General features: G+C 46.6%; 11 protein-coding genes. 6 read left to right on the top strand and 5 right to left on the bottom strand.

All coding sequences use genetic code 11. The features are described from left to right. Window positions 1-2: 2 nt before the first annotated feature. The 3 genes from MH117_RS02335 to MH117_RS02325 form a co-directional block, all read right to left on the bottom strand. The gene (locus MH117_RS02335) at window positions 3-1,331 is read right to left on the bottom strand and encodes an extracellular solute-binding protein (protein WP_239326967.1); all 1,329 of its coding nucleotides are present in this window, start codon (window positions 1,329-1,331) and stop codon (window positions 3-5) included. A gap of 124 nt (window positions 1,332-1,455) precedes the next feature. Next, a complete protein-coding gene (locus tag MH117_RS02330) occupies window positions 1,456-3,060 on the bottom strand; it encodes a helix-turn-helix domain-containing protein (protein WP_239326966.1) in 1,605 nt (534 codons plus the stop codon). Window positions 3,061-3,116: 56 nt separating this feature from the next. Further along, complete coding sequence (locus MH117_RS02325; protein WP_239326965.1) at window positions 3,117-4,952, bottom strand: sensor histidine kinase; 1,836 nt, start codon at window positions 4,950-4,952, stop codon at window positions 3,117-3,119. 167 nt (window positions 4,953-5,119) lie between these two features. Between MH117_RS02325 and MH117_RS02320 the strand changes: the two genes are divergently transcribed. The 4 genes from MH117_RS02320 to MH117_RS02305 all read left to right on the top strand — a co-directional run bounded on the left by MH117_RS02320 (window position 5,120) and on the right by MH117_RS02305 (window position 9,288). Further along, window positions 5,120-5,773 carry a helix-turn-helix transcriptional regulator gene (locus MH117_RS02320; protein ID WP_239326964.1) on the top strand — a complete coding sequence of 218 codons (654 nt, stop codon included), beginning with the start codon at window positions 5,120-5,122 and terminating at the stop codon, window positions 5,771-5,773. A 4-nt stretch (window positions 5,774-5,777) separates the two neighbouring features. Further along, complete coding sequence (locus MH117_RS02315; protein ID WP_239326963.1) at window positions 5,778-6,932, top strand: alanine racemase; 1,155 nt, start codon at window positions 5,778-5,780, stop codon at window positions 6,930-6,932. Window positions 6,933-7,057: 125 nt separating this feature from the next. Continuing rightward, window positions 7,058-8,701, top strand: coding sequence for an N-acyl-D-amino-acid deacylase family protein (locus MH117_RS02310; protein WP_239326962.1), 1,644 nt, complete (start codon window positions 7,058-7,060; stop codon window positions 8,699-8,701). Window positions 8,702-8,820: 119 nt separating this feature from the next. After that, a complete protein-coding gene (locus tag MH117_RS02305; RefSeq protein ID WP_239326960.1) occupies window positions 8,821-9,288 on the top strand; it encodes a RidA family protein in 468 nt (155 codons plus the stop codon). Between the two features lie 25 nt (window positions 9,289-9,313). Here the strand turns inward: MH117_RS02305 and MH117_RS02300 are convergent, their stop codons facing one another. Continuing rightward, window positions 9,314-9,463: a hypothetical protein gene (locus tag MH117_RS02300; protein ID WP_239326958.1), complete on the bottom strand. Its 150-nt coding sequence runs from the start codon at window positions 9,461-9,463 to the stop codon at window positions 9,314-9,316. Between the two features lie 170 nt (window positions 9,464-9,633). Between MH117_RS02300 and nhaC the strand changes: the two genes are divergently transcribed. After that, window positions 9,634-11,043, top strand: coding sequence for a Na+/H+ antiporter NhaC (gene nhaC / locus MH117_RS02295; protein WP_239326956.1), 1,410 nt, complete (start codon window positions 9,634-9,636; stop codon window positions 11,041-11,043). A 221-nt stretch (window positions 11,044-11,264) separates the two neighbouring features. Here the strand turns inward: nhaC and MH117_RS02290 are convergent, their stop codons facing one another. Continuing rightward, on the bottom strand, window positions 11,265-12,140 hold the full coding sequence (locus MH117_RS02290) for an AraC family transcriptional regulator (protein WP_239326954.1): 876 nt from the start codon (window positions 12,138-12,140) through the stop codon (window positions 11,265-11,267). A 253-nt stretch (window positions 12,141-12,393) separates the two neighbouring features. Here MH117_RS02290 and melA point away from each other — a divergent pair, with 253 nt between their 5' ends. After that, window positions 12,394-13,695: an alpha-glucosidase/alpha-galactosidase gene (melA, locus tag MH117_RS02285; protein WP_239326952.1), complete on the top strand. Its 1,302-nt coding sequence runs from the start codon at window positions 12,394-12,396 to the stop codon at window positions 13,693-13,695. The last annotated feature ends 187 nt before the right edge of the window (window positions 13,696-13,882 follow it).

Below are 13,882 nucleotides of genomic sequence, written 5' to 3'. Positions count from 1 at the left end.
GCTTACTTTTGAATGGACTTGGCCTGCGCATCCTGTATTTTCTGTGCAATATCCTGTGCTTTTCCACCCATCAGCAGTTCTTGCAGTCCGTTGTTAACTGCATCAGCTCCTGCACTAGATAAAATGGCATCGTATACAGGCGTCCGCTGTACCGAGTTCATCAATTTGTACACTTTGGCAAATAACGAGGACACTTTGCTTTCATCCAATTCAACCTTGTAACTGACTAATTGATTCGCTTCCAACGTACGTTTTTGAGCGTCCGGTCCTGACATAGCCAAGATTAACTCATGGGCCGCTTCTTTTTTCTTGCCTTCGACCTTTTTGCTTAGGCCAAGACCTACTCCGACTACACCAGAAGTTGTGTTGGGGTCACCCTTTCCACCAGGAACGGATGGCAGTACAGTTGCACCCATTTGATCCAGCACTTCTTTAGGGGCATTAGCAGACAAATTCGTTAACGCCCAGCCACCATCGATCATCATCGCTGCCTGCCCTTGTGCAAACATCATTTCCATCTGTGTGTTGTCAATACTGTTGAAACCTTCTTGGAAAGCACCTGCCTGCTGTAATTGTTGAAGCAATTCCAATGCCTTAACGAATTCGGGGTCTGTGAATTTAGCACCGTCCTGCGCGGCAGCCTTTATGAACCATTCGCTTCCCGTCACTCGATCGCCAAGCGATGATATAATGCTGGATTGTGCGAGCCAAGCTGCTTTATTCCCCAGTGCAATAGGCGTAACCTTGTTAGACTTAAAGCTCTCGACAGCTTTAATCAATTCATCCCATGTCTTAGGTACTTGCAATTGGTATTTATCAAAAATGGCTTGATTGTAATATAAGATTGACGTCGGTGATAAACCCATCGGCGCACTGTAAATCTGATTGTCTATCGTAAAACCGTCAAACGAGCCTGGTAAGAAGCCACTTTTCCAATCCGCTTTGCTGTCAAGCAATTCATTAATCGGCTGCAGTAAATCTCCACCCTGGAATTCCTTTGTCATCGTTCCCGGCCACATTAGAAATACATCTGGCATCTCATTTGCCGCAGCTACTGTTTTAAGTCTTGCTTTGTAGCCGTCTGGCGGAATCGCCTGAATATTTAGATCAATATTCGGATGGTCGTTCTTGAAATTGTCCACAATCTCACGCATTGTTCTTGCACGAAGGTCATCTCCTGTAAAGTTATGCCACAAGGAAAGTGCTACTTTCTCTTCCTTGCCAGAACCACCATCACTCGTTCCCTTTCCTGTATTCTGACTACCCGAACAAGCAGTAAATACAGATACAGCTACCATCATGACCAATACGAGCAGCAATGATTTGCGCATGAGGACCCCTCCTGATCTCATTATGTAATGTTCCGTTCACATGTAACTGAGGAACTAACCTTAGTATAAGTAAGCGTTTACCATCAGCGTGAGGGAAAATCTTCAGCTTATAGCGGGAACTTATTCAGCTTTTCCCTCCCCTATATTCGGATGGTGTGCATCCTGTATGCTTCTTAAATAGCTGTGAGAAATATTTAACATCCTCATATCCCACGCTTCGACCTATATCCGCAACTTTAGCTCCTGATTCCTTCAGCAGCGTACCCGCTCTTTCCATTCGAGCCTGGGTGACAAACTCGATATAATTCATCCCGGTCTCTACTTTGAACCGTTCACTTAGATGATGTGGATGAATATGTACCTCCTTTGCCACATGCTGCAGCGTTAAGGTTCCATCCGCATGTTCTCGTATATAATGCATAGCTCGGGTAACGATCGAGCCTGCTGTCTGATCCGCCAGATCGCGGTAGTATTGTAATACTTCTTGCAATTGGATGAAAATAGCCCGTTCCCACTGCATACGGTCAGCTCCTGCTGCAGACACCAGAGCGTCCGCTCGCCACACAATTGGTTGCAGTGACATCGACAATGAATCCGCATATTTCTCCAGCCATCTTCTAGTCCCCGTTACGATGGAATGAATATACGCCATCACTGATTCTGGTGTTGCACGCGGCTCATTCAACAGTTTACTTATATGAGTAGTAACCCACTGTCGCAGCAGATCTGGATTCCCGCCCTTGATACAATGCACACACCCCGCTTCATCTTCGGCACTGATTAATACAGGATAACCATCACGTTGTTGAATCTCATGAATATTCATGGCACGCTTGTCAGCAGACACTAGTCTAAAGTCAGCAGCACGCTGCGCCTCTTGTGATGAAATATATACACGGGACGGATACAGACTGGCGCTGCCTATCCCCGCAAATAAGCGGCATTTCAAGTGCTGTTCCACATGCTTGCAAATATGCTCCCAGTCCCGTACCCAGCCATGCTGCGCCTCATAACAAACAACAATAAGCCGGCTTTCGGCACGCAGCACCGCACAGCACAAACAGTCCTTAAGCATATTCTCAACTGCAAATAACAACAATTGCTCCTGTCCGTTGTCCCAGCCATCCGCTCGAACAACAGCCACCTCATAAGCAGGGAATAACCCCCGCAGTGTTTCATCCTCATGCTCGCTAATCATTTCCCCGGAAATACCTTGCATTTGTCCCCTACCTTTAAGCAGAGTAACAGCTGCCAATTCAGCCTCCTGTGAAGATAGAGTACCGCTCAGCCACATGCGCAAAAGTTGGTCGCGATAAGAAGATTCTTTCTTCGCTTGTTCTGCCAACTGCTGCCGCCGGATCAAAATTCGCTCTTTCGCCTGAAGTGCTGCTCGAATGATATCATCAGGCCGACTTGTTTTTAGTAAATAATCGCTAACGCCCTCTCTTAAAGCTTGTTGAGCATAACTAAAATTATCGTAGCCCGTATACACAATCGTTTCCGTATCTGGACTCTTAGATCGGATAAATGCTGCGAGTGTCAAACCATCCAACCCATTCATACGAATGTCTGTAAGAACCAACTGCGGCAGCTCCTGTTCAATAACAGGCATCGCGTCTTCCGCAGATCCGCAGAGTGGAAGCAGCTCAAAGCCAAGCTCCTGCCATGGAATAACCTTAGCCAATCCTGTCCGGATAATAACTTCGTCATCAACAATTAGCGCTTTCATCGTCTTACCTCCTCGTTCTACTTCAACATCATTCGATTTCTATACTCATTGTTTTTCTAAGAAGCGTTCAACTGAGACTCCGTCCAATTGCTCAACAAGTAAAGTGTTATGACGGTCCCTTCGCCTAGTTTACTGTCAACATGCAGCTGTGCTCGTTCTCCGTAATGCAGCAGCAGTCGTTTCTGGACATTATATAGTCCATATCCTCCCTGCGGCTTCATTTGTGCCGGACAAGCACTCGCTTCTTGTCCAATAGTCGGACACAAAGCGGCCTTATCATCGAACCGGTAGCGGGTTAATCGTTCGCGAAGCGAATGGAGTTCCATTTCCGTCATGCCAACCCCGTTGTCACAAACACGCAGCCGAATCCAGCCAGGCTCTGGCGTTTCCGCTTCTATGGTCAGCAGGCCCGGCTGAACCGCTTTATTTTTGAGCAGGCCGTGGATGATTGAATTCTCCACAAGGGGCTGCAGCAGCAATTTGAGCATCTGATTGCTCATCAATTCGTCAGGAAAATAAGTTTCTACCGTAAATCGATCAGGATATCGAATCGACTGAATGTATAAATAATTTCGAATGTGTTCCAGTTCCTGTTGAACCGTACACATCTGCATGCCACGATTCAAGCTGAACCGCAGAAAATCACCCAGTGCGCCTACCATATTGGCAATTTGATCGTTGCTGCTCATACAGGCCATCCATTGAACCGAAGACAAAGTATTATATAGAAAATGAGGTTGGATCTGCGCTTGCAGCGCCTGCAAATCGGCTTCAATCTTGGCGGCTTCATTCCGCTTCACCTGCTCGGTCAATTGACCGATATTTTCGTTCAACAAATTGTAACTGGAAATTAGGGTTCCGATTTCGTCCTCTGACTCTACAGGCAATGGACGATATGCTCGCTCAAGAGATACAGCTGGCAAATGCCTCGCAAGTCTAATAAGCGGCTTGGTCACTCGGCGAACAAAATAGCCTACCGCACATGCCATGATCACGACTGCCAATATGACTGCGACTGCCGTTAATTGCAAGACATAACGATTTTGTGCGCTAAATGTATGATGCGGGATAGCCAAATACGCTTCCCATGGCACAAGCGGTACGGGAGCAGCAATAACAACCTGATTGTCTTCTCCCTCACCAACGCTATTCAATCGTTCTGACTCCTGGTTGTTATTCGTTTTATCGGTCACTATTTTAACAAATGAAGGGGTAATAGAGGTTGAACTTGCTGCAATGGTATGCCCTTCAGCATCCTGAACCAGCATGACGGCTCCATCTACAGCAGCATCACGCAAGCGTTGGGCAATAACAGCTGTATCAATTCCAATCGACAGCATGCCAATCGTTTTAAAGGTATTCATGTCGCGAATCGGACGAACAAGGGAAACCGTTTGTTTTATGCCTGAGCTGGTGGCCGTTGTCAATGGAGGAGACCACCACTTTGTATTCTTATGCCAAAATTCAGGTTCTGTATGGACTTGTTGAAATAACGTAGATTGGAGAATCGTAGTATTGGTCAGTTCTGGATTGCCGTTAAAAGGTATGATGCGGATATCGGATATGTAGGGCTTGGAAAAGGCAAGATTCGTCAGAAATCCGATCATCCGTAAATATTCGGAAGCTCCTGACCTCTCTCGTGTTAAATAAGATTGAACTTCCTGTTGCCCGATTAGAAACACAGACATATTCTCAACATCTTGCACCATTGTTTCGATGATAGCATTAACTTGCCGGAGTGTATTAACACCTGTAAGCTTGGCCTTCTCTTCCGTAATGGTGGATGCTGTGTGATAAGACACCATTCCTAGCAAGATGACGGGCACCATGGTGGCGATAACTAACACAAAGGTCAGCTTTCGGTGCAGTGAGCGCGTTAACCATCTCAACATGTGATAGCTCATCCTTTCTATCCTCTCTTTCGGCCCATTATAGCATCTAAAATTTTTGTTTGATCAACAAACTTTTTGTTTGACTACATAACGACATATGCTAAAATGAAAGCAATATCATTTCCAACACCATTTGATTATAACGATAAGTTGCGATGGGAGGAACTATGGAATCTGTTAAAGATGAACTGCCTTTTCTACAAGCACTTGTGAAAGGCATCGCTTCGCAATTTGGAGAAAACTGCGAGGTGGTGCTCCATGATCTGACTCTGCCCTATGATCAGACGATCGTAGCCATTGAGAATGGCCATGTAACAGGCAGATCCGTCGGCGGTCCCGGGACAAATCTGGGTCTGGAATTGCTGAGAGGATCAACAGAAGATGGCAATAAGCTGAATTATGTCACGCAGACGAAAGATGGCCGCTTACTTCGCTCTACTTCGCTGTATATGCGTAATCAAGAGGACAAGATCATTGGTTCGCTCTGCATGAATTTTGATATCACCGAGTTAACGATGGCAGAGCATGCGCTTCGTTCCATCACGATGAGCGGATTGCAGGCAGAGGTGCGCGAATCATTTGTCACAAATGTTAACGATCTGCTGGATGCCCTGCTGCAAGAAGCACAGGAGACTGTGGCGAAGCCTGTCGCTGTAATGACAAAAGATGACAAGATGAGAATGATTGGTTTGCTCGATCAGAAAGGCGCATTTCTGATCAAAAAATCCAGTGAAAAGATCTGTACCTATCTGGGAATTTCCAAATACACGCTGTACAGCTATCTTGATGAGTCTAAAAATACGATAAACACGGAGGATTAGACGAATGACGGAACAAATGCAGACCTACGGGCAATTAGTTGGAAATGACTCACCGCCCCTGGATATTCCCGAAGCCGAGACACCTTACGTCCTAGTGGATGAACGACGCGTGGATCGTAATCTCGATACAATGGCTGAAGCCGCTAAGCGGTGCGGCGTGTCGCTCCGACCCCACATCAAGACTCACAAGATGCCCTATTTCGCACAAAAGCAGGTCGATCGTGGGGCTGTCGGTATTACAGTCGCTAAAGTATCTGAAGCTGAAGTTATGGTGCGATCCGGAATCAAAGATGTCTTTATTGCTTATCCCATCGTCGTGCCTTCTAAGATCAGAAGGATCATTGCGTTAACAGAGAAGGCCCGAGTCATTGTTGGTGTGGATAGTCAGGAGGGTGCTGCCATCCTTGAGCAGGTAGCCGGAGAAGCGGAGACCACGCTGGAGGTTCGGCTGGAAGTAGATACCGGACTTCGACGCTCGGGTGTCAAAGCCTCCGATCTAGCTGCGGTTGCATCGTTTATCGGTGCGTGTACGCATCTGCGCTTGACAGGTATTTATACGTTCCGTGGCGCCATGCTTAATGGCGAAGCCACCGATGATCTGAAAGCCGCAGGCTTGGAAGAAGGCCAGATCATGGTCAAGCATGCCGAGACATTACGTGAAGCCGGTCATGACATCCGTGATGTAAGCGTCGGCTCCTCACCGACTGGCATTTATGCGGCGGCAGTTGAAGGTGTAACGGAGATTCGACCGGGCACCTACATTTTTAACGATCGTATGCAATTTCATTTTCGAGTTGCAGCACAGCGTGATTGCGCAGCTCTCATCGTAGCTACAGTGGTCAGCTGTCCGCATCCTGATTTGATCGTCATTGACGGTGGAAGCAAGGCCTTTGCCACTGACGTACAACCGAATACCGCCCCACTCTATATGAAGGGCTTTGGTCATATTTTAGAAAGTCCGGAAGCCATACTCGAACGACTGTCAGAGGAGCATGGTGTCATTCGTCTGAAAGAAGGGCACACTTTCCAAATCGGTGATCGGCTGCACATCATACCGAACCATATTTGCAGTTCGCTTAATTTGTATAATTCGTTGTGGCTAGTTGGTACTCAGCCGCCCCGTCAACTCGAAATAAGCGCCAGAGGACACAGTTGGTAGCTGCTATATTCAACTGCCTCTGATGTGCTGTCCCAAGCATCAATTGCGACGAATCGCAACGTTATCTTATTTTTAGTCCGTTTACTAGTAGCACTCATTACTTCTAAAGTGTAGGAGGATGTATCATGCTAGACACGATAATCAAGCACGCCCGCATCGCGGACGGTAGTGGAAACCCTTGGTACTGGGGAGAAGTGGGCATCAAGGATGGGCATATTACGCATGTTGGAGGATCAGGCTCCATTGACGTAGAAGCACGTCACGTGCTAGATGCATCCGGCGATTTACTCGCGCCAGGCTTTATCGATGGCCATTGTCACTCTGATCTGATGATTATGGATTATCCAGAAAGCGGCATCAAGATGCAGCAAGGCGTAACCGCCGAGATTGTAGGCAACTGCGGCCTAGCACCAGCGCCGTTTATCCCTGAACGCGCAGATCTGCTTCGCGAGTACATTACGCCGGTTATCGGCAGCACGAATAAGCCGTGGACATGGCGGACGGTCGGACAATTTATGGATGCGATTCATGCCAGTCGGCCAGCGGAGCATATGGCTACTTATGTTGCGCATGGAGCTTTGCGGATCGGTGTGATGGGCTTCGAGAACCGGCCGCCAACTGAGGTTGAGATGGAAGCGATGAAGGCAATCGTTCGCGAAGGAATGGAATCAGGTGCCATCGGGTTATCGATCGGTCTCCTGTACGCACCAGGCAGCTACGCTACCAAACATGAAATTGCTGAGTTATGCCGCGTCGTGGCCGAATTTGGCGGCTTGCTTTCTACCCATATTCGTGGTGAAGGACGCCACCTTCTCCCTTCCATTGACGAAGTGATCTGGATTGCCGAACAATCAGGTGTCTCGCTTCACGTTAGTCACCTAAAAGCTGCTGGACGCAGCAATTGGGGCAAAGTACTTGAAGCACTTGATCGAATCGAGTCAGCTCGGGCACGCGGCATGGACGTCACCTGCGACGTCTATCCTTATCATGCCGGCTCAACTACATTGACTACTGTGCTGCCTCCTTGGATTTTGGAAGGTGGTCTAGCAGGAGTACTCGAAGCACTGCAGCAGCCAGCCATTCGCAAAAAGCTGCACGAGGAATTAGCTGAGGAACAGGAAGATTGGGACAATCTAGTAGCATCAACTGGCTGGCACAGCGTAGTCATCTCTGCTTTGCAGACAGCGGCTAACAAAGAGCTTGAAGGCAAATCTATCGCTGAAGTTGCTGAGCTTAGAGGGGTCCATCCGATAGATGCTATGATGGACTTACTGCTGGAGGAAAGCGGAAAGATAACCATTGTATATTACCACATGGATAATAATGATATAGAGCAAGTGATTCGTTATTCACAATCATTGGTCGCTTCTGATAGTCTGCACTGCGAGACAGGTAAGCCGCATCCACGGCTGTACGGGACATTCCCGCGGCTATTTGCCAAGTACGTTCGTGAGCGCAAGCTCATAAGTCTAGAGGATGCTGTACGGAAAGTAAGCTCGTTCCCTGCCGCCCGCTTCCGGCTTGGCAAGCGTGGACTGCTTGTCCCTGGATATGCGGCTGATCTCGTATTATTTAACCCGGAGACGATTCAGGATCAGGCTACTTTCGAGGACCCACGTCAGTATCCAACTGGGATCTCACATGTGTTTGTTAACGGGCAATGGACGATGGAACACGGGCAATTCCGTGATGTCTACGCAGGCTCCATGCTGCGTGCCGCAAGTTCAGTACATGGCTGCTGTCAACACCATGCTCACTCACAGGCATAAAGCAAGACATATATTAGCCGCTTACATGAGTTATCTCTCGTATGGCGTCAACGCAACATGTTATGCCGGATTATGTTATGAACGAGTTGATTTCTATTTTATTTAAAGGAGACATCATCATGGGACAAATTGAAAAGCGCTTAAACGAATTGGGAATTACACTACCGGAGGTTGGCGAGCCAAAGTTCTCTTATATTCCAAGCCGCCGTACAGGTAATTTGGTCTATACTTCCGGCATGGATTGTCGGGTAGATGGCGTACTTATTCACGAAGGAAAAGTAGGCTCTGACCTCACAATCGAGCAAGGACAAGAAGCAGCACGTCAATGTATCATTAATGCGCTGGCCGTCATTAAGAAAGAAATTGGCTCTCTCGACAAAGTAAAGCAAGTTGTCAAAATGCTTGCATTTGTTAACAGTGCTCCTGGATTTGGTGACCAGCCTTACGTCATCAATGGCGGTTCCAATCTCTTAATTGAAGTATTTGGTGATGCTGGTCGTCACGCCCGTTCTGCGATCGGCACAAGTGATCTGCCGTTCCACACACCGGTTGAGATAGAGATCATCGTTGAAGTAGCAGACGAATAATTGTAAACCTATCCGTTATTGGTTATCAGGCATCGGATTCGCGCACGCTGTACTCTACAGCGCTCGCGAGTCCGGTGCCTTTTGTGTTGGCACCAAAGTATCCTATCTTCCGATGGACACCATCCCGTTTCCCCGTGACAACATTTAAACCGCTTAACGTGTAATATAATACCATTTGCCAAGATTAAGCTTTGGCGTTAAGGTAAGTACGTTAACATTATATACTTCGATACACAAAAGCATAGAAGCGTGTAAGCGAGAAAGTGTTTTGCCTTCACACTTGATTCCTGGGTTCAGCTTGCTTACTCACTTCTAACTGGGCGTTCACATAAAGGAGAGGACATCATGGATTCACAGCACACAACCATTCAAAAGGAACAACTTAAATCGGTCACATTCAGGCAAAGCAGCATTATTATTATTATCGTGATGAGTTGGATCTTGATTACAATATTAGGCTTAGGGGCTGCTCCCCATATGCCATTACTGATTGCTGCAGCCGCAACTGGAATCATGCTGATGATATTCGGACAAAGCTGGGATCAAGTGGAACAAGCCATCGTCAAAGGACTTCATTCCTCTGTTCAACCTGCTATGGTGCTCATTCTGATTGGCATCTTGATTGCTGTATGGATGATGAGTGGTACTGTGCCAACGCTGCTTGTTTATGGCACTTCATTTTTCCAGCCGGAATGGTTTGCGCTGAGTGCTATGCTGCTTACTGTTATCGTATCGATGTGCGTAGGCAGCTCACTTACTACTGTAGGCACATTCGGCGTTGCTCTAGTTGGTATTGCATCATCGATGGGTCTTAATCCTGCACTCATTGCAGGCGCAGTAGTCTCTGGTGCGTGTTTTGGGGACAAGATGTCCCCCTTATCCGATACGACTAATTTTGCCTCAGCAATAGCCGGTGTTAAAATGACGGATCATATTCGTAATATGACCAAGACTACCGTTCCTGCCTTTCTGATGGCCTGTGCAGCATTTATTGTATGGGGTCATTCGGATTCAGCTGACATGACGCAGCTAGTTGTGATGAAACAAGCGATACAAGATGCATTTCAGATTCATATTGTTACGTTACTGCCGCTTGCAATTGTCATGATCGCTGCGATAAAGCGAGTTCCGATCGTATTAACGATGCTAGCTGGAATCGCAGGAGGTTTATTCGTAACTGGGTTCGTGCAGCATAACTGGAGCCTTGGGGAATGGCTTCAGGTGATGCAGGCTGGTTATAACGGTACGTTCCACAATGAAGCAATAGCAGCTATCGTCAACCGAGGTGGTGTGCAATCAATGATGTGGTCTATCTCCTTGATTGCGATTGCATTTGCATTTGGAGGGCTTTTGCAGCATGGCGGTGTCATCCAAGCGCTCTTTACCCGCTTGATTGCGCCTGTTAAGAAAAAAGAAACGCTAGTCGTATCCAGCGGAATCAGTTCCATCGGGGTAAACTTAATGACAGGTGAACAATACATGTCAATCCTTCTGCCGGGTCAAATGTTTAAGGATGAATATGAACGCCGCGGCATTCCCCGCCTCACCCTATCACGGACACTAGAAGACTGCGGTACGCTTGTGAATCCGCTAATTCCTTGGGGTGTAAGTGGTGCAATGATGACAAGTGCATTAGGAATGAGCGTCCTTGATTATACACCTTACGCCTTTTTCCTTTGGATTTCGCCACTTTGTACATTCGCATTTGCGCTGCTGCCTGGCCTGAAGCGCAGCACGCTGCAGGAGAAACAATAAAGCAATAAAAATAATAAAGTTGCAGACTGCTCGATCTCATCGACGGTGCTGCAGCTTTATTTTCATTTCACCACATGCATCTTCGAAAATGTGCTCCACATTACTATACTGTAGATCTGATGCGTATTACAAAAAAAGTTAACGGGTATTGGTACTAACGTACTTAAATGAATATATCTAATTTGAATCTTGATTCGCTCCAATTCGCATTCATTCCTCTGTTATACCGGATCAATCTTCATAACTGGTAACAAGGCAGGCTGATATTCTTTACGATAGCTGGACGGTGCCATCCCGAACCAACGTTTATACATCTTCGAAAAGTACAACGCATCATTATACCCAACTGAGGAGGCCACCTGTTCAACAGCCAGCTTTGTTGTCATGATTAGCGTTCGTGCTCGCTCCATCCGCAGCCTTATAAGAAGCTGAATAGGTGACTCCCCTGTAAGCTCGTGAAACATTTTAGAAAAATACGTCCGATGATAACCAAACTGCTGGGCTAAACTTTCAATAGAAATAGGTGTTGAGTAACGAAGTGTAATGTAGCGTACGGCTTGCTCCACCTGCCGCTCGATGTCAGAACGAACCTCCGAGGTCCCTAATCGTTCAAGGTGTGACGCCCTGCTGTATTCTGCCAACGCTAATCTAGCATGCGCCTCTGCCTCCAGATCACCGCTGATTCCTCCTTCTCTAAGGGCAGATTGCACCTTCTTGAATGCCAACTCCACTTTCATCGACCTGGCAGGATGTACAACCGGTGCATGTGGTCCGATACCGATATCTGCCAGCATTCCTTCAATATGCGTACCTCTCAATGCAAACCATCGATAGGCCCACGGCTCCTTGTCATCTGCCACATACCGGAACAGCTCACCAGGAAATATAAAAAAGCTGTCGCCTTTCCCCAAATCATAAGTAGTCCCTCGCATCGTCAACCTACCATAACCAGATTGAACACAATGAATCAATATATAGTCGAGTACAGTCGGACCTACATCATGACCGTTGTCCGTCTGCGATTGTCCGCTGAATAATACCGTAATTTCGCCTTTGCTTGGCGCATCGTTCATGATAAAGCTCAACTTCTCCGACACGTCAACGCCTCCTTGATGAGGGATCTAATACTACATTCATTTTATCGTGTTTGATGAAAAAAGAATACATAATTCCATATGTTGAATGATTTTACCCCTGTCAACATGCATTCGCTTCCGTTTACTCTATAAGTACGAAAGCATGAACTAACTGCATGTATGAGGGATTTCGAATTTATTTACCATGATCTATCACTTAAATTCGAAAATTCCCCACACTACAACAATACTATTGATTTGAGGAGTGAAATTGATGTCTAAAATAACTTTTCTAGGTGCCGGCAGCACTGTATTTGCTAAAAATGTATTAGGCGACTGCATGCTGACTCCTGCTCTGCAAGATTTTGAATTAGCCTTGTACGATATTAATGCGGAAAGACTGGCTGATTCTGAGCGCATGCTGCTTAACCTGGTAAAGACAACCAGAAGTTCCTGCCGCATCGTTGTCTATCATAATCGTAAAGAAGCGCTTCGCCATGCCAAATACGTCGTTAACGCCATCCAGGTCGGAGGCTATGAACCTTGTACAGTAACTGATTTTGAAATCCCGAAGAAATACGGACTTCGCCAGACGATCGCTGATACGGTCGGTATCGGCGGTATATTCCGCAATCTGCGTACCATACCTGTCCTGCTTGATTTCGCTAAAGATATGCAGGAAGTCTGTCCTGACGCCTGGTTCCTAAATTACACAAATCCAATGGCGGTATTAACCAACGTCATGAACACCTACGGAGGTATCCGTACCATTGGATTGTGCCACAGTGTGCAATCGTGCATACCTGATCTGTTCTATGATCTCGGCCTTGATGTAGAAGGCGTACAATCCCATATCGCTGGCATTAATCATATGGCTTGGCTCCTTGAAGTATCCAAGGATGGGGTGGACCTGTACCCAGAAATTAAGCGTCGTGCGTTAGAGAAGCAGCAGAACAAGCATCATGACATGGTCCGTTATGAATTAATGTTTAAGTTTGGGTACTATGTGACTGAATCATCCGAGCACAGTGCTGAGTACCATCCATACTTTATTAAAAGCACTGCACCTGAATTGATTGAACGTTATCATATTCCATTGGACGAATATCCAAGACGCTGCGTCAGCCAAATAAATAGCTGGAAACAGCTCCGAGAACAACTAATTCACAATAAAGAGTTAGAACATGAGAAAAGTGGAGAATACGCTTCCCGTATTTTTGAGGCCATGGAGACCGGCGTGCCATTTAAATTTGGCGGCAACGTCATGAATACTGGCTTAATTACGAATTTACCATCCGAGGCTTGCGTAGAAGTACCTTGCTTTGCTGATCAAAGCGGGATACACACTACTCATATTGGAGCGCTTCCTCCACAGCTTGCAGCATTAAATCGTACGAATATCAATACACAACTACTGACAATTGAAGCAGCCATAACGAGCAAGAAAGAGCATATTTACCATGCTGCTATGCTTGATCCGCATACATCAGCTGAATTAACTTTGGATCAAATTGTAGCCCTCTGCGACGACTTGATCGAAGCCCACGGCAGCTGGCTCCCCCTGTTTCAGTCATAACAGATAACTGAATTCCACCTCAAATCATGTCAATAAACGAACATAATAATTAGACTACGGGGTCTTAACCTCTTAATACAGAAGAAAACACTGTCTTATCCTTGCAACCAACGGAAAGCAGCTGCACAAGAAAGCCGTGTATGAAGTAAACCAACTTCGTACACGGCTCCCAAACCATTCTATTGTG

Origin of the sequence: Paenibacillus sp. ACRRX, from assembly GCF_022346885.1 — a bacterium.
Taxonomy (GTDB): domain Bacteria; phylum Bacillota; class Bacilli; order Paenibacillales; family Paenibacillaceae; genus Paenibacillus_B.
The sequence above is the reverse complement of the archived record's forward strand: the minus strand, read 5'-3'. Positions and strand labels throughout refer to the sequence as shown.

Coding starts and splice junctions, on each gene's coding strand:
- MH117_RS02335 (WP_239326967.1), bottom strand. CDS start 1,331: ATGCGCAAATCATTGCTGCTCGTATTGGTCATGATGGTAGCTGTATCT.
- MH117_RS02330 (WP_239326966.1), bottom strand. CDS start 3,060: ATGAAAGCGCTAATTGTTGATGACGAAGTTATTATCCGGACAGGATTG.
- MH117_RS02325 (WP_239326965.1), bottom strand. CDS start 4,952: ATGTTGAGATGGTTAACGCGCTCACTGCACCGAAAGCTGACCTTTGTG.
- MH117_RS02320 (WP_239326964.1), top strand. CDS start 5,120: ATGGAATCTGTTAAAGATGAACTGCCTTTTCTACAAGCACTTGTGAAA.
- MH117_RS02315 (WP_239326963.1), top strand. CDS start 5,778: ATGACGGAACAAATGCAGACCTACGGGCAATTAGTTGGAAATGACTCA.
- MH117_RS02310 (WP_239326962.1), top strand. CDS start 7,058: ATGCTAGACACGATAATCAAGCACGCCCGCATCGCGGACGGTAGTGGA.
- MH117_RS02305 (WP_239326960.1), top strand. CDS start 8,821: ATGGGACAAATTGAAAAGCGCTTAAACGAATTGGGAATTACACTACCG.
- MH117_RS02300 (WP_239326958.1), bottom strand. CDS start 9,463: ATGGTATTATATTACACGTTAAGCGGTTTAAATGTTGTCACGGGGAAA.
- nhaC (WP_239326956.1), top strand. CDS start 9,634: ATGGATTCACAGCACACAACCATTCAAAAGGAACAACTTAAATCGGTC.
- melA (WP_239326952.1), top strand. CDS start 12,394: ATGTCTAAAATAACTTTTCTAGGTGCCGGCAGCACTGTATTTGCTAAA.